At 39.7% G+C, this 14,233-nt stretch carries 24 protein-coding genes; all 24 read right to left on the minus strand.

Annotated features, from left to right (window positions below):
- Positions 1–10 precede the first annotated feature (10 nt).
- A complete protein-coding gene (secY, locus tag G5W_RS0108175; RefSeq protein ID WP_010095739.1) occupies positions 11–1,300 on the minus strand; it encodes a preprotein translocase subunit SecY in 1,290 nt (429 codons plus the stop codon).
- Complete coding sequence (gene rplO / locus G5W_RS0108180; RefSeq protein WP_010095741.1) at positions 1,300–1,740, minus strand: 50S ribosomal protein L15; 441 nt, start codon at positions 1,738–1,740, stop codon at positions 1,300–1,302. The genes secY and rplO overlap by 1 nt, the downstream gene beginning before the upstream one ends.
- A gap of 30 nt (positions 1,741–1,770) precedes the next feature.
- Positions 1,771–1,953: a 50S ribosomal protein L30 gene (gene rpmD / locus G5W_RS0108185; RefSeq protein ID WP_010095743.1), complete on the minus strand. Its 183-nt coding sequence runs from the start codon at positions 1,951–1,953 to the stop codon at positions 1,771–1,773.
- Between the two features lie 13 nt (positions 1,954–1,966).
- Positions 1,967–2,470, minus strand: a complete 504-nt coding sequence (gene rpsE / locus G5W_RS0108190) for a 30S ribosomal protein S5 (RefSeq protein ID WP_010095745.1) — start codon at positions 2,468–2,470, stop codon at positions 1,967–1,969.
- Between the two features lie 20 nt (positions 2,471–2,490).
- Positions 2,491–2,853: a 50S ribosomal protein L18 gene (rplR, locus tag G5W_RS0108195; protein WP_010095747.1), complete on the minus strand. Its 363-nt coding sequence runs from the start codon at positions 2,851–2,853 to the stop codon at positions 2,491–2,493.
- Positions 2,854–2,883: 30 nt separating this feature from the next.
- A complete protein-coding gene (gene rplF, locus G5W_RS0108200; RefSeq protein ID WP_010095749.1) occupies positions 2,884–3,420 on the minus strand; it encodes a 50S ribosomal protein L6 in 537 nt (178 codons plus the stop codon).
- Between the two features lie 30 nt (positions 3,421–3,450).
- On the minus strand, positions 3,451–3,849 hold the full coding sequence (rpsH, locus tag G5W_RS0108205) for a 30S ribosomal protein S8 (protein ID WP_010095751.1): 399 nt from the start codon (positions 3,847–3,849) through the stop codon (positions 3,451–3,453).
- A 30-nt stretch (positions 3,850–3,879) separates the two neighbouring features.
- Positions 3,880–4,065: a type Z 30S ribosomal protein S14 gene (locus G5W_RS0108210; protein WP_010095753.1), complete on the minus strand. Its 186-nt coding sequence runs from the start codon at positions 4,063–4,065 to the stop codon at positions 3,880–3,882.
- A 28-nt stretch (positions 4,066–4,093) separates the two neighbouring features.
- Positions 4,094–4,633, minus strand: coding sequence for a 50S ribosomal protein L5 (gene rplE, locus G5W_RS0108215; RefSeq protein ID WP_029191063.1), 540 nt, complete (start codon positions 4,631–4,633; stop codon positions 4,094–4,096).
- Between the two features lie 27 nt (positions 4,634–4,660).
- On the minus strand, positions 4,661–4,972 hold the full coding sequence (gene rplX, locus G5W_RS0108220; RefSeq protein WP_010095755.1) for a 50S ribosomal protein L24: 312 nt from the start codon (positions 4,970–4,972) through the stop codon (positions 4,661–4,663).
- A gap of 34 nt (positions 4,973–5,006) precedes the next feature.
- A complete protein-coding gene (rplN, locus tag G5W_RS0108225) occupies positions 5,007–5,375 on the minus strand; it encodes a 50S ribosomal protein L14 (RefSeq protein ID WP_010095756.1) in 369 nt (122 codons plus the stop codon).
- A 42-nt stretch (positions 5,376–5,417) separates the two neighbouring features.
- Positions 5,418–5,681, minus strand: coding sequence for a 30S ribosomal protein S17 (gene rpsQ / locus G5W_RS0108230; protein WP_010095758.1), 264 nt, complete (start codon positions 5,679–5,681; stop codon positions 5,418–5,420).
- A gap of 24 nt (positions 5,682–5,705) precedes the next feature.
- Positions 5,706–5,906, minus strand: a complete 201-nt coding sequence (gene rpmC, locus G5W_RS0108235) for a 50S ribosomal protein L29 (RefSeq protein WP_010095760.1) — start codon at positions 5,904–5,906, stop codon at positions 5,706–5,708.
- Positions 5,896–6,330, minus strand: coding sequence for a 50S ribosomal protein L16 (rplP, locus tag G5W_RS0108240; protein WP_010095762.1), 435 nt, complete (start codon positions 6,328–6,330; stop codon positions 5,896–5,898). The genes rpmC and rplP overlap by 11 nt, the downstream gene beginning before the upstream one ends.
- Positions 6,331–6,347: 17 nt before the next feature.
- Complete coding sequence (rpsC, locus tag G5W_RS0108245; protein WP_010095763.1) at positions 6,348–6,989, minus strand: 30S ribosomal protein S3; 642 nt, start codon at positions 6,987–6,989, stop codon at positions 6,348–6,350.
- Between the two features lie 3 nt (positions 6,990–6,992).
- Complete coding sequence (gene rplV, locus G5W_RS0108250) at positions 6,993–7,334, minus strand: 50S ribosomal protein L22 (RefSeq protein WP_010095764.1); 342 nt, start codon at positions 7,332–7,334, stop codon at positions 6,993–6,995.
- 20 nt (positions 7,335–7,354) lie between these two features.
- Entirely contained in the window at positions 7,355–7,633 is a 279-nt protein-coding gene (gene rpsS, locus G5W_RS0108255) for a 30S ribosomal protein S19 (protein WP_010095765.1), read from the minus strand.
- Between the two features lie 57 nt (positions 7,634–7,690).
- Entirely contained in the window at positions 7,691–8,521 is an 831-nt protein-coding gene (gene rplB / locus G5W_RS0108260) for a 50S ribosomal protein L2 (protein WP_010095766.1), read from the minus strand.
- Between the two features lie 29 nt (positions 8,522–8,550).
- Positions 8,551–8,838, minus strand: coding sequence for a 50S ribosomal protein L23 (rplW, locus tag G5W_RS0108265; RefSeq protein ID WP_010095768.1), 288 nt, complete (start codon positions 8,836–8,838; stop codon positions 8,551–8,553).
- Positions 8,838–9,461, minus strand: a complete 624-nt coding sequence (rplD, locus tag G5W_RS0108270; protein ID WP_010095769.1) for a 50S ribosomal protein L4 — start codon at positions 9,459–9,461, stop codon at positions 8,838–8,840. Before rplD ends, rplW begins: the two co-directional genes overlap by 1 nt.
- A 26-nt stretch (positions 9,462–9,487) precedes the next feature.
- Complete coding sequence (rplC, locus tag G5W_RS0108275) at positions 9,488–10,117, minus strand: 50S ribosomal protein L3 (protein ID WP_010095770.1); 630 nt, start codon at positions 10,115–10,117, stop codon at positions 9,488–9,490.
- 30 nt (positions 10,118–10,147) lie between these two features.
- Positions 10,148–10,456: a 30S ribosomal protein S10 gene (gene rpsJ / locus G5W_RS0108280; RefSeq protein ID WP_010095771.1), complete on the minus strand. Its 309-nt coding sequence runs from the start codon at positions 10,454–10,456 to the stop codon at positions 10,148–10,150.
- 379 nt (positions 10,457–10,835) lie between these two features.
- Positions 10,836–12,026, minus strand: coding sequence for an elongation factor Tu (gene tuf, locus G5W_RS0108285; protein WP_010095772.1), 1,191 nt, complete (start codon positions 12,024–12,026; stop codon positions 10,836–10,838).
- A gap of 121 nt (positions 12,027–12,147) precedes the next feature.
- Positions 12,148–14,226 (minus strand): elongation factor G, encoded by a 2,079-nt coding sequence (gene fusA, locus G5W_RS0108290; protein WP_010095775.1) that lies wholly within the window; start codon positions 14,224–14,226, stop codon positions 12,148–12,150.
- Positions 14,227–14,233: the final 7 nt, after the last annotated feature.

Here is a 14,233-nt window from a genome sequence, read left to right on the forward strand (position 1 = left end):
TTGGCATTTATTACTTAATAAACCCTTTGTAGTGTCGCTTCACTAACTGACCTTCTAATTGCTTCATTGTTTGAATTGCTACACCTACAACGATTAGTAAACTCGTGCCGCCGATTTGAACTGCCTGTGGAAGTCCTGCAAGCTTACCGAAAACAATCGGTAATACAGAGATAGCAGCTAAGAATATAGCACCTACAAATGTTAATCTATTCATAACACGTGTAAGGTATGTTTCAGTATTCTTACCAGGACGAATCCCTGGAATATATCCACCTTGTTTTTGCAAGTTTTCTGCCATTTGCTCAGGGTTAACTTGAACAAATGTATAGAAATACGTAAACGCAATAATTAGCGTTACATAAATAAGCATACCTACTGGTTTCGTATAATCGAATATTTCAGTAATTGTTGCAGCAACATTACCTTCAAAGAAGTTTGCAACCGTACTTGGTGCCATGATAAACGCAATAGCAAAGATAACTGGGATAACTCCTGCAGCATTTACTTTTAACGGTAAATGTGTGGAATGGCCTCCAACTGGAGAACGATTCACAAGTTTCTTCGCATATTGGATCGGAATCTTTCTCAATGCTTGGTTGACAAAGATTACACCAACTGTAATCGCAACAGCAACTAAAGCAATTATCGCTACAATAACTATATTGATAAACAACTCATCACCAGGGTTTGTAAAGTACTGGACATATAATTGTTCTACAGCATTCGGTATAGCAGCTACGATACCTGCAAAAATGAGTATCGAAATTCCATTCCCAACTCCATTTGCAGTGATCTGTTCACCTAACCACATTAAGAATGTTGTTCCTGCAGTTAATACTAATGCAATTACTAGGAACTTAACAGGACCAGGGTTAGCAATGAGCATACCACCAGCCATCGCGTTGAAACCAATAGACATTGCAATTGCTTGAACAAAAGCAAGTACTACTGTTCCATAACGAGTTATCTGTGCGAGCTTCTTCCTACCCATTTCACCTTGTTTTTTCCATTCAGTGAACTTTGGTACAACATCCATTTGCAGCAATTGCATAATGATTGAAGCAGTGATATAAGGCATAATCCCCATCGCAAAGATAGAGAAGTTTTGTAATGCCCCACCGCCAAATGTATCTAGAAAGCCAAATACATTTTGTGAATTCATGAAGTCAATTGCAGATTTGTCTGTGAATGGCACTGGAATAAATGTGCCTAGACGGAATACAATTAACATAAGTAATGTAAAAATTATTTTCCGTCTAATGTCAGCCACGCGCATAAAATTGGAGAATGTACGGAACATTAGATCACCTCTGTTTTACCGCCCGCTTCTTCGATAGCTGCTTTGGCAGAAGCAGAGAACTTATGAGCTTTAACGGTATATTTGTTTTCGACTGAACCATTACCAAGTACTTTAATACCTGATTTTACGTTCTTCACGACACCTGATTCAATTAAAAGCTCAGGAGTAATTTCTGTGCCGTCTTCAAATCGGTTTAAAACATCTAAGTTCACTATAGCATATTCTTTTCGATTTATGTTTGTAAATCCACGTTTTGGTAGACGTTGGAATAAAGGCATTTGTCCACCTTCAAATCCTGGGCGTACACCACCGCCAGAACGAGCGTTTTGACCTTTATGTCCACGACCGGATGTTTTTCCGTTACCAGATGATGTTCCGCGACCTACACGGTTTCTCTCTTTACGTGATCCTTCTGCTGGCTTCAATTCATGAAGTTTCATACGAGCACCTCCTCTTTACGCTTATGTTTATTAACCTTCTTTAACCGTTACAAGATGAGATACTTTGTTTACCATTCCACGAATAGCTGGAGTATCCTCAAGTACTACGGTTTGACGGATCTTTCTTAATCCTAGTGCTTCTACAGTCTTAATTTGTTTTTCTTTTGCACCGATAACACTGCGTGTGAGGGTGATTTCTAATTTTTTAGACATAGTATTTCCCTCCTTATCCTAACAGTTCTTCTACAGATTTTCCTCGAAGTTTAGCAACATCTTCAGCGCGCTTTAGGTTTTCTAAACCATTGATTGTAGCGCGAATCATATTGATTGGTGTATTTGAACCAAGTGATTTAGTTAAAATATCACCAACTCCAGCAAGTTCTAGTACCGCACGTACTGGACCACCAGAGATAACCCCTGTACCTTCAGAAGCAGGCTTCATTAGTACATTACCAGAACCAAATACTCCATGAATTTCATGTGGAATAGTAGTTCCAACAATCGGTACAGTGATTAAGTTTTTCTTCGCGTCGTCAACTGCTTTACGGATTGCATCTGGTACCTCTTGCGCTTTACCAGTACCAAATCCAACATGGCCGTTCTTATCACCAACCACTACTAGTGCAGCAAAACGGAAACGACGTCCACCTTTAACTACTTTTGCAACGCGGTTAACCGCAACAACACGTTCTTCTAGATCTAATTTATTAGGATCGATTACTGTTTTCATCTGTGTCCCTCCTTTTACAATTAAAATTCAAGACCTGCCTCACGAGCAGCATCTGCAAGTGCTTTTACACGTCCATGATAAAGGTAGCCTCCACGATCAAATACAACTGATTTATGACCTTTATCTTGGGCACGTTTTGCGATCAATTCTCCAACTTTAGTTGCAGCATCAACACTGCTAGTTGAATCTAAGTTTAAATCCTTCTCAACAGTAGATGCACTAACAAGTGTTACACCGTTAGTATCATCAATTAACTGTGCATAAATGTGTTTATTTGAACGATACACGTTTAAACGAGGACGAACAGCAGTACCGAATAAGTTTTTACGAACACGCTGATGTCTTCTCTTACGTGCAACATTTTTGTCAGGTTTTGTGATCATCTGGGTCACTCCTTTCTCGCCTAACTAACCTTACTTAGCAGTTTTACCTTCTTTACGACGTACATATTCATCAACGTAGCGAATACCTTTACCTTTGTAAGGTTCTGGTTTTCTAATCGCTCTAATGTTAGCAGCAACAGCGCCGACTTTCTCTTTATCAATACCTCTAACTGTAATAGAAGTGTTGTTTGGTACATCGATTTCAATACCATCAATTGGATCTATTTCAACTGGATGAGAATACCCAGCATTCACTACAACTTTATTACCTTGCTTTTGTGCACGATAACCAACACCAATGATTTGAAGTTGTTTTTCAAAACCTTTTGAAACACCTTCAACCATGTTAGCTAGTAAGCTACGAGTTGTTCCGTGTAATGAACGGTGTTCTTTTTGATCACTCGGACGTTCAACTGTTAGTACATTACCATCAACAACGATTTTCATATCGCTATTAAATTCTCTAGTTAATTCACCCTTAGGGCCTTTTACAGTAACTGTATTACCATTTTGTTTTACTTCTACACCACTCGGAATCTCAATTGGTTTAAGTCCTATACGAGACATTCCATGCACCTCCTCTATCAATAAAATTAATTACCAAACATATGCAATTACTTCGCCGCCAACAGCTTGAGCGCGTGCTTCCTTATCAGAAAGAACACCTTTAGATGTTGATACGATTGCAATACCTAGACCGTTTAGTACACGTGGTACTTCATCAGCTTTAGCATAAACACGTAATCCTGGCTTACTAATACGCTTAATACCTGTAATTACTCGTTCCTCGTTAACACCGTACTTAAGGAAAATACGCAGAACGCCTTGTTTGCTATCTTCAATTACTTCATAATCACGTACAAAGCCTTCACGTTTTAGAATATCAGCAATTTCAGTTTTAATTTTAGAAGCAGGAAGTTCTAACTTTTCATGTTTTACCATGTTCGCATTACGAATACGAGTTAGCATATCTGCGATTGGATCTGTCATAACCATTACTAAATTACCTCCTTCCCTATTCGGGGTTTACCAGCTTGCTTTTTTGACACCAGGAATTTGACCTTTATAGGCAAGTTCGCGGAAACAAATACGGCAAAGTTTAAATTTACGCATTACAGAGTGCGGACGTCCGCAACGTTCACAACGAGTATACTCTTGTACTTGATACTTTTGTGGGCGCTTCTGTTTCGCAATCATAGATTTTTTAGCCACAATTTTCCCTCCTTGTATTAGCTCATGTCTATTTTTGGAAAGGCATGCCAAGCTGAGCTAAAAGTTCACGTGCTTCTTCATCAGTATTAGAAGTTGTTACGATAACAATATCCATACCACGCACTTTACTTACTTTATCGTAATTAATTTCTGGGAAAATTAATTGTTCTTTAACACCTAAAGTGTAGTTACCACGGCCATCAAAAGCTTTCTTAGAGATCCCACGGAAGTCACGTACACGTGGTAGAGATACCATAATTAGCTTTTGAAGGAATTCATACATGCGCTCACCACGAAGAGTAACTTTCGCACCAATCGGCATTCCTTCACGTAGACGGAAACCTGCGATTGATTTTTTAGCACGTGTAATCATTGGTTTTTGACCAGAAATTAATGCTAATTCTTCAACAGCGCTATCTAATGCCTTTGAGTTTTGAACTGCATCACCAACACCCATGTTGATAACGATCTTTTCTAGACCAGGCACTTCCATAATAGACTTGTAATTAAATTTATTCATCAAAGATGGTACAATTTCATCTTGGTATTTTTGTCTTAATTGATTCACCATGTTGCCCTCCTTTCACAGCACATACTATTTATCTAATGCTTCACCGGAACGTTTAGCGATTCTTACTTTCTTTCCATCACGTACTTCATATCCAACGCGAGTTGGTTGGCCGGATTTTGGATCTACTGGCATCACGTTAGAAACATGAATTGGAGCTTCTTGGTTAAGAATTCCACCTTGTGGATTCTCTTGAGAAGGCTTAGCGTGTTTCTTGATCATATTTACACCTTCAACAAGTACACGGTCCTTTTTCGGATATGCTTCTAAGATTGTGCCAGTTTTTCCACGATCTTTACCGGAAATAACGATAACTTTATCACCTTTTTTTACATGCATGCTTGACGCACCTCCTTACAAGGTAATTCACTTCTTATAGAACTTCTGGAGCTAGAGATACGATTTTCATGAACTGTGCATCACGTAATTCACGTGCAACAGGACCGAAGATACGAGTTCCTCTTGGGCTCTTGTCGTCACGAATGATTACTGCAGCATTTTCATCAAAACGAATATATGAGCCATCTTTACGACGTACACCAGACTTAGTACGAACGATTACTGCTTTAACAACGTCACCTTTTTTGACAACGCCTCCTGGTGTTGCTTGTTTTACAGAACAAACAATAACATCACCAATGTTAGCAGTTTTGCGTCCAGAACCGCCTAGAACTTTAATAGTTAGTAGCTCACGTGCACCAGAGTTATCTGCAACTTTTAAACGAGTTTCTTGTTGAATCATTATCTTGCGACCTCCTTTCGGATAACTTCCGAGAGAACTTTATTATATGATTACCGCTTCTTCAACGACTTCAACTAGACGGAAACGTTTAGTTGCTGATAGCGGACGAGTTTCCATGATTTTTACAATATCGCCAGTTTTTGCAGTATTGTTTTCATCATGAGCTTTAAATTTCTTAGAGTATTTAACACGTTTACCGTATAGTTTGTGATTTTTATAAGTTTCAACTAAAACAGTGATAGTCTTATCCATTTTGTCAGAAACTACGCGGCCAGTGTATACTTTACGATTATTACGATCAGTCATTTTGAGGCTAACCTCCTCTCATTATCAGTTGTTTACGCTAAGTTCACGTTGACGTACGACAGTTTTCATACGAGCAATGGCTTTTCTTACTTCACGGATGCGTGCAGTGTTTTCAAGTTGACCAGTTGCAAGTTGAAAGCGTAAATTAAATAATTCTTCTTTTAAAGATTTAACTTTTTGTTCAATTTCGGCAGTGGTTAGTTCTCTGATTTCATTAGCCTTCATTGATTTCACCACCAATTTCTTCACGTTTTACGAATTTAGTTTTGATTGGAAGCTTATGAGAAGCAAGACGTAGTGCTTCACGAGCAACCTCTTCAGAAACTCCAGCAATTTCAAACATTACCTTACCAGGTTTTACTACAGCAACCCATCCTTCAGGAGCACCTTTACCGGAACCCATGCGGACTTCTAGAGGCTTAGCTGTATAAGGCTTATCTGGGAAGATTTTGATCCATACTTTACCGCCACGTTTCATGTAACGAGTCATAGCGATACGAGCAGCTTCGATTTGGCGGCTTGTAATCCAAGACGCTTCAAGAGCTTGAATTCCATATTCACCGAAAGTAACTTGAGTACCACCTTTAGCTTGGCCTCTCATTTTACCACGATGTTGTCTGCGATATTTAACACGTTTAGGCATTAACATACGAAAAGCCCCCTTCCTTATTTCTTAGTTTTAGTTGGAAGGACTTCACCACGATAAATCCACACTTTAACACCAAGTTTACCGAATGTTGTATCAGCTTCTGCTGTTGCATAATCGATATCAGCACGTAATGTGTGTAGTGGAACTGTTCCTTCACTATAATGTTCAGCACGAGCAATATCTGCGCCACCTAAACGACCAGATACTTGTGTTTTGATCCCTTTCGCGCCACCACGCATAGCACGTTGGATTGCTTGCTTTTGTGCACGACGGAATGAAATACGGTTTTCTAACTGACGAGCAATATTTTCAGCTACTAGCTTAGCATTTACATCAACTTTCTTAATTTCAACTATGTTAATGTGTACGCGTTTGCCAGTTAGGCTATTTAATGAGTTACGTAAAGCTTCTACTTCAGAACCGCCTTTACCAATAACCATACCAGGTTTACCAGTATGAATCGTAACGTTTACGCGATTAGCAGCACGTTCGATTTCAACATGGGAAACAGCTGCAGTTTTTAAGCGGTTTTCAAGATATTCTCTGATTTTAATATCTTCATGTAGTAAGTCTGCATAATCTTTGCCTGCGTACCATTTAGACTCCCAGTCTTTAATGATACCAACGCGAAGACCTGTTGGATTCACTTTTTGACCCACTAACTACCCCTCCTTCTTTTCTGTTACAACCACTGTAATGTGGCTAGTGCGCTTGTTAATCTTGCTTGCACGTCCTTGAGCGCGTGGACGGAAACGTTTCAATGTAACACCTTCGTTTACGAATGCTTCAGAAATCACTAGATTGTCTGTATCCATTTCGTAGTTGTGTTCTGCGTTTGCGATTGCAGATTTTAACACTTTCTCTACAACTGGAGAAGCACCGCGTTGTGTGTGGCGTAGAATAGCAATTGCTTCGCCAACTTCTTTTCCTCGAATTAAATCAACGACTAATCGCACTTTACGAGGAGCAATACGAACTGATTTTGCTACGGCTTTAGCTTGCATACCTTAAGCGCCTCCTCTCATTAGCGTTTTGTTTTCTTGTCATCACTAGCGTGTCCTTTGTACGTACGAGTTGGAGCAAATTCACCTAATTTATGTCCAACCATGTCTTCTGTAACGTATACAGGAACATGTTTACGTCCATCATAAACAGCGATAGTATGACCGATGAATGTCGGGAATATAGTAGATCGACGTGACCAAGTTTTAACAACTTGTTTTTTATCAGATTCATTCAATTGATCAATCTTTTTCAATAGATGGTCATCTGCAAAAGGTCCCTTTTTTAAACTACGACCCATGGATAAACCTCCTTTCGAAGTTCAGAAATGGGATTCTTTACCCATTCAAGATTACGATTATTTTTTACGTTTACGCACAATATACTTATCTGAAGCTTTATTACGTTTACGTGTTTTGTAACCAAGAGTTGGTTTGCCCCATGGTGACATTGGTGATTTACGTCCGATAGGAGCGCGTCCTTCACCACCACCGTGTGGGTGATCATTCGGGTTCATTACAGATCCACGTACTGTTGGGCGGATACCTTTCCAACGAGAACGACCTGCTTTACCAACACGAATTAGTTCATGTTCTAAGTTACCTACTTGACCAACAGTAGCGCGGCAAGTTGATAATACTAGGCGAACTTCACCAGAAGCTAAACGCACAAGTGTGTATTTCTCTTCACGACCAAGAATTTGTGCTTCAGCACCCGCAGAACGAGCTAACTGACCACCATTACCTGGTTTTAATTCGATATTGTGTACAACTGTACCTACAGGAATGTTTGCTAATGGTAAAGCGTTACCCACTTTAATATCAGCTTCTACTCCTGATTCAATCATTTGTCCAACTTGAAGACCTTTCGGTGCGATGATATAACGTTTCTCACCGTCAACGTAGTTAATTAATGCAATGTTAGCGGAACGGTTCGGATCGTATTCGATAGTAGCAACTTTACCTGGAATACCATCTTTATCGCGTTTGAAGTCGATAATACGATACTGACGCTTATGACCGCCACCTTGATGACGAACGGTTAATTTCCCTTGGTTATTACGTCCACCGCGTTTTGGTAGTGGTGCTAATAGGGATTTTTCCGGTTTGTCTGTTGTGATTTCAGCGAAATCAGATACAGACATGTTACGTCTACCATTAGAGGTAGGTTTGAATTTTTTAATCGCCATCTTGTTTTCCCTCCTTCACTTATTTACTCTTAGCCTTCAAAGAAGTCTAAGTCTTTGCTGTCAGCAGATAACTGTACGATAGCTTTCTTGCGATTCGGGCGGAAACCACCGTAACGGCCCATACGCTTGAATTTACCTTTTAGGTTAATTGTGTTTACTTTTTCTACTTTCACACCAAAGATTTCTTCAACAGCATCTTTGATCTGTGTTTTGTTAGCTTTCGTGCTAACTTCAAAAGTATATTTCTTGTCTGCCATTAGATCAGCAGAGTGTTCTGTGATTACAGGGCGCTTTATAATATCACGTGCTTCAGTCATTATGCAAGCACCTCCCCTGCTTTTTCAGCTGCATCCTTTGTAAAGATCAGCTTGTCATGCGATAACAAATCAAGTACGTTAACTTCAGTTACAGAAAGAACTTTAACACCTTGAATGTTGTTAGCTGAACGAATTACATTTTCATCAGTATCAGCAGTAACGATTAACGCTTTTCTTTCAACGTTTAGTGCACTAAGCATTTTAACAACTTCTTTTGTTTTAGGAGCATCAATTGCGATGTTTTCTAAAACAATTAGATTTTGTTCGTTAACTTTAGAAGATAACGCAGATTTAAGTGCTAAACGACGAACTTTCTTTGGTAGTTTGTAGCTGTAGCTACGTGGTGTAGGACCAAATACAACTCCACCGCCTACCCATTGTGGTGAGCGAATAGAACCTTGACGAGCGCGTCCTGTTCCTTTTTGACGCCATGGTTTACGACCACCGCCGCGTACCTCTGAACGATTTTTAACCGCATGAGTACCTTGACGCATAGATGCGCGTTGCATAACTACCGCTTCATGTAATACATGTGTGTTTGGTTCAATACCAAATACGGATTCGTTTAATTCGAATTCACCAGCTTGTGAACCATCTTGTTTAAATAGTGCTACTTTAGGCATGACATATCCTCCCTTCGTATATATGATTAGTTAGCCTTAACTGCACCCGTGATTTTTACGAATGATTTTTTTGCACCTGGTACATTACCTTTAATTAATAGTAGGTTGCGCTCTGCATCAACACTTACTACTTCAAGGTTTTGAATTGTTACTTGTTCTGCACCCATGTGACCTGGTAAGTTCTTCCCAGGGAATACACGCATCGGATCAACCGCACCCATAGAACCTGGGCTTCTGTGATAATGAGAACCGTGTGACATAGGTCCACGAGATTGTCCGTGACGTTTAATTACACCTTGGAAACCTTTACCTTTAGAAGTTCCTGTTACATCTACTTTTTCTCCAACTTGGAAAATTTCAACACTAATTTCTTGACCTACCTCATACTCATCAAGATTAGTATTACGGATTTCACGAACGTAGCGCTTAGGAGTTGTGTTTGCTTTTTCAGCATGACCCTTCTCCGCTTTGTTAGTACGTGATTCCTTAAGATCTTGGAAACCGACTTGAATCGCTTCATATCCGTCGTTTTCAAGAGTTTTCTTTTGTAAAACTACGTTTGGCTCAGCTTGAACTACTGTTACAGGAATAAGTTCTCCGTTTTCGTTGAACAACTGCGTCATGCCAATTTTACGACCTAAGATTCCTTTCGTCATCCGTTACACCTCCTATTAAAAAACAAAATTTTATAGTTTAATTTCAATATCAACGCCAGATGGTAAATCTAAACGCATTAACGAGTCCACCGTTTGTGGTGTTGGGTTTACAATATCGATTAGACGTTTATGTGTACGCATTTCGAATTGTTCACGTGAGTCTTTATATTTATGAACCGCACGTAAAATTGTGTAAACAGCTTTTTCTGTAGGTAATGGAATCGGACCTGAAACTTTTGCTCCAGAACGCTTCGCAGTATCTACAATTTTTTCAGCAGACTGATCTAAAATACGATGATCATATGCTTTTAAACGGATTCTGATTTTCTCTTTTGCCATTATTTTCCCTCCTTTTTCGCCCATATTCTTATAGACATACTCCGTGAAAATTTCTTAGCAACCGCCCATGGCAAAGGGGCCGGGTGTGCCAACAACCTTCCACATCATCGCCTGAAACGACCAACATTCTTATTATATAGAATAAACTGGTCGAGTGCAACCTTTTTTTAGTTGAAAACTAATTTGTTGCACATCTATGTATTATACTTACAATCTAGTGTGAATGCAAGGTTTCTATGGATTTTTTTAATTGGGAAAGATTGGCCACTCCATAGTAAACCTACTAGAACTCAACGAACAAGATTTCATTGGTGATTTTGAGGCACAAAAAAAAGATAGATAGCATGATTATGCTATCTATCTTTATTGATTACTACTATTATTTTTGGATAGAAGATACTACGCCAGATCCAACTGTACGTCCACCCTCACGGATAGAGAAACGAGTACCGTCTTCAATAGCAATTGGAGAGATTAACTCAACATCCATTTCGATGTTATCTCCAGGCATTACCATTTCTACGCCTTCTGGAAGGTTGATTACTCCAGTTACGTCAGTTGTACGGAAGTAGAACTGTGGGCGGTAGTTAGAGAAGAATGGAGTATGACGTCCACCTTCTTCTTTAGATAATACATAAACTTCTGCTTTGAAGTTTGTGTGTGGAGTAATAGTACCAGGCTTTGCTAGTACTTGACCACGGCTGATATCTTCACGAGCAACACCACGTAATAGTGCACCAATGTTATCTCCAGCTTCTGCATAATCAAGAAGCTTACGGAACATCTCAACACCTGTTACAGTAGATTTGCTTGATTCTTCTTGAAGACCGATGATTTCAACTTCGTCACCGACTTTAATTTGACCACGCTCAACACGTCCTGTAGCAACTGTACCACGACCTGTGATTGAGAATACGTCCTCAATTGGCATCATGAATGGCTTTTCAGTGTCACGCTCTGGAGCTGGAATGTATTCGTCAACAGCATTCATAAGCTCAACGATTTTTTCTTCATACTCAGCAACACCTTCAAGTGCTTTAAGAGCAGAACCTTTGATTACTGGAATATCATCACCTGGGAAGTCATATTCACTTAGAAGGTCACGAACTTCCATTTCTACTAATTCAAGTAGTTCTTCGTCATCAACCATATCTACTTTGTTAAGGAATACTACGAATGCAGGTACCCCAACGTTACGAGATAATAGGATGTGTTCACGAGTTTGTGGCATTGGGCCATCAGCAGCAGATACTACTAAGATAGCTCCGTCCATTTGTGCTGCACCTGTGATCATGTTTTTAACATAGTCAGCGTGTCCTGGGCAGTCTACGTGAGCATAGTGACGGCTATCAGTTTCGTACTCAACGTGAGAAGTAGAGATTGTGATACCACGTTCTCTTTCTTCTGGTGCGTTGTCGATTTGGTCATAACCTCTAACGTCGCCTTTACCATTTTTCTTTGCCATTACAGTTGTAATAGCAGCAGTTAAAGTAGTTTTACCATGGTCAACGTGTCCAAGAGTACCAACGTTAACGTGTTGTTTGGAACGGTCAAATTTTTCTTTAGCCATTTATATTTCCTCCTTTAATTAAATGAAAGTTTTTAAGTATATGTTGGAGCTAAGAAATAACTGCTTGGGTCATTTCTTAGCCTACAATAAAAGTTATACTTGAGAATGATGAAAAAATCAATTATTCTCCAGCGTTTTTCTTAATAATTTCTTCAGAAATACTCTTTGGTACTTCTTCATAATGATCAAAGTGCATTGTGTATTGTCCGCGTCCTTGCGTGTTTGAACGTAATGCAGTTGCATAACCGAACATTTCAGCAAGTGGTACGAATGCTTTAACAACTTGTAATTGTCCGCGTGCCTCCATACCTTCCATACGTCCACGACGAGAAGTAATATCACCGATGATGTCACCCATGTATTCTTCAGGCATAACAACTTCTACTTTCATCATTGGTTCAAGTAGAACTGGGTTACATTTGTTCTTAGCAGCTTTCAGTGCCATAGATGCCGCAACTTTAAACGCCATTTCGTTTGAGTCAACATCATGGTAGCTACCATCGAATAGAGAAGCTTTAATGTCGATTAGTGGATATCCAGCTAATACACCATTTTCCATTGCTTCTTTAACACCTTGTTCTACAGCAGGGATGTATTCACGAGGAACTACACCACCAACAATTTTGTTTTCAAATTCAAAGCCAGCGCCTTCTTCATTTGGTTCGAACTTGATCCAAACGTGACCGAATTGTCCACGTCCACCTGACTGACGTACGAATTTACCTTCAACTTCAGCAGCTGCACGGAATGTTTCACGGTATGCAACCTGTGGAGCACCCACGTTAGCTTCTACTTTGAATTCACGTTTCATACGGTCAACAATGATGTCTAGGTGAAGTTCACCCATACCAGAGATGATTGTTTGACCAGTCTCAGGGTTTGTTTCAGTTCTAAATGTTGGATCTTCCTCAGCAAGTTTACCAAGGGCAATACCCATTTTATCTTGGTCACCTTTAGTTTTAGGCTCAATAGCAACTGAGATAACCGGTTCTGGGAATTCCATAGATTCAAGAATTACAAGATTCTTTTCGTCACATAGAGTATCACCAGTTGTAGTATCTTTCAATCCAACTGCAGCAGCAATCTCACCAGCATAAACTGTTGGAATTTCTTCACGAGAGTTTGCGTGCATTTGCAGGATACGACCTACACGTTCGCGTTTATCTTTAACAGAGTTACGGACATAAGATCCAGAATCTAGCGTTCCAGAATATACACGGAAGAATGTAAGTTTACCTACAAACGGATCCGTCATAACTTTAAACGCTAGAGCTGCAAATGGTTCGTCATCAGAAGATTTACGAGTTACTTTTTCATCTGAATCAGGAAGTGTTCCTTCAATATCTGGAACATCAGTCGGTGCAGGAAGATAGTCGATAACACCATCTAGCATTAACTGTACACCTTTGTTTTTGAATGCCGAACCACAGAATACTGGGTAAAATTCTACTGATAAAGTAGCTTTACGAATTGCCTTTTTAAGTTCTTCGTTAGAGATTTCTTCTCCTTCTAAGTACTTCATCATTAGCTCTTCGTCAAGTTCTGACACTGCCTCAATTAGGCTAGCACGTAACTCTTCTGCTTTATCTTTGTATTCAGCCGGAATTTCTTTCGCTTCATCGCGTGTGCCTAAATCATCTAAATAGAAGTGAGCTTCCATGTTGATTAGGTCAATAATTCCATTGAATTGATCTTCAGCACCGATTGGGAATTGCACAGGGTGTGCATTTGCCCCAAGACGTTCCTTTAATGTACCAACAGAATACAAGAAGTCTGCACCTGTTTTATCCATCTTATTGATGAACACGATACGAGGAACACCGTATGTTGTTGCTTGGCGCCATACAGTTTCAGTTTGAGGCTCAACACCAGATTGTGCATCAAGAACTGTTACCGCACCGTCAAGCACACGTAGTGAACGTTCAACTTCTACAGTGAAGTCTACGTGTCCTGGTGTATCAATAATATTGATACGGTGGTTTTTCCATTGAGCAGTTGTTGCAGCGGAAGTGATTGTGATTCCGCGCTCTTGCTCTTGTTCCATCCAGTCCATTTGGGAAGCACCTTCATGTGTTTCACCAATTTTGTGAATGCGTCCTGTATAGAAAAGAATACGCTCAGTTGTAGTGGTTTTACCTGCATCGATGTGTGCCATAATACCAATATTGCGCGTCTTTTCCAAGGAGAACTCTCTTGCCATGTATTCT

Origin of the sequence: Ornithinibacillus scapharcae TW25, assembly GCF_000190475.1 — a bacterium.
GTDB classification, from domain to species: domain Bacteria; phylum Bacillota; class Bacilli; order Bacillales; family Amphibacillaceae; genus Ornithinibacillus; species Ornithinibacillus scapharcae.

Bases quoted from the DNA above. Each gene is read 5' to 3' on its own strand.
- rplR (WP_010095747.1), bottom strand. From the start codon at position 2,853: ATGATCACAAAACCTGACAAAAATGTTGCACGTAAGAGAAGACATCAG.
- secY (WP_010095739.1), bottom strand. From the start codon at position 1,300: ATGTTCCGTACATTCTCCAATTTTATGCGCGTGGCTGACATTAGACGG.
- rpsQ (WP_010095758.1), bottom strand. From the start codon at position 5,681: ATGACTGATCGTAATAATCGTAAAGTATACACTGGCCGCGTAGTTTCT.
- rplX (WP_010095755.1), bottom strand. From the start codon at position 4,972: ATGCATGTAAAAAAAGGTGATAAAGTTATCGTTATTTCCGGTAAAGAT.
- rpsS (WP_010095765.1), bottom strand. From the start codon at position 7,633: ATGGGTCGTAGTTTAAAAAAGGGACCTTTTGCAGATGACCATCTATTG.
- fusA (WP_010095775.1), bottom strand. From the start codon at position 14,226: ATGGCAAGAGAGTTCTCCTTGGAAAAGACGCGCAATATTGGTATTATG.
- rpmD (WP_010095743.1), bottom strand. From the start codon at position 1,953: ATGTCTAAAAAATTAGAAATCACCCTCACACGCAGTGTTATCGGTGCA.
- rplF (WP_010095749.1), bottom strand. From the start codon at position 3,420: ATGTCTCGTATAGGACTTAAACCAATTGAGATTCCGAGTGGTGTAGAA.
- rplW (WP_010095768.1), bottom strand. From the start codon at position 8,838: ATGACTGAAGCACGTGATATTATAAAGCGCCCTGTAATCACAGAACAC.
- rpsE (WP_010095745.1), bottom strand. From the start codon at position 2,470: ATGAAAACAGTAATCGATCCTAATAAATTAGATCTAGAAGAACGTGTT.
- rplO (WP_010095741.1), bottom strand. From the start codon at position 1,740: ATGAAACTTCATGAATTGAAGCCAGCAGAAGGATCACGTAAAGAGAGA.
- rplD (WP_010095769.1), bottom strand. From the start codon at position 9,461: ATGCCTAAAGTAGCACTATTTAAACAAGATGGTTCACAAGCTGGTGAA.
- rplN (WP_010095756.1), bottom strand. From the start codon at position 5,375: ATGATTCAACAAGAAACTCGTTTAAAAGTTGCAGATAACTCTGGTGCA.
- rplV (WP_010095764.1), bottom strand. From the start codon at position 7,334: ATGCAAGCTAAAGCCGTAGCAAAATCAGTTCGTATTGCTCCTCGTAAA.
- rplB (WP_010095766.1), bottom strand. From the start codon at position 8,521: ATGGCGATTAAAAAATTCAAACCTACCTCTAATGGTAGACGTAACATG.
- rplP (WP_010095762.1), bottom strand. From the start codon at position 6,330: ATGTTAATGCCTAAACGTGTTAAATATCGCAGACAACATCGTGGTAAA.
- rpsJ (WP_010095771.1), bottom strand. From the start codon at position 10,456: ATGGCAAAAGAGAAAATCAGAATCCGTTTAAAAGCATATGATCATCGT.
- rpmC (WP_010095760.1), bottom strand. From the start codon at position 5,906: ATGAAGGCTAATGAAATCAGAGAACTAACCACTGCCGAAATTGAACAA.
- rplC (WP_010095770.1), bottom strand. From the start codon at position 10,117: ATGACGAAAGGAATCTTAGGTCGTAAAATTGGCATGACGCAGTTGTTC.
- rpsH (WP_010095751.1), bottom strand. From the start codon at position 3,849: ATGGTTATGACAGATCCAATCGCAGATATGCTAACTCGTATTCGTAAT.
- tuf (WP_010095772.1), bottom strand. From the start codon at position 12,026: ATGGCTAAAGAAAAATTTGACCGTTCCAAACAACACGTTAACGTTGGT.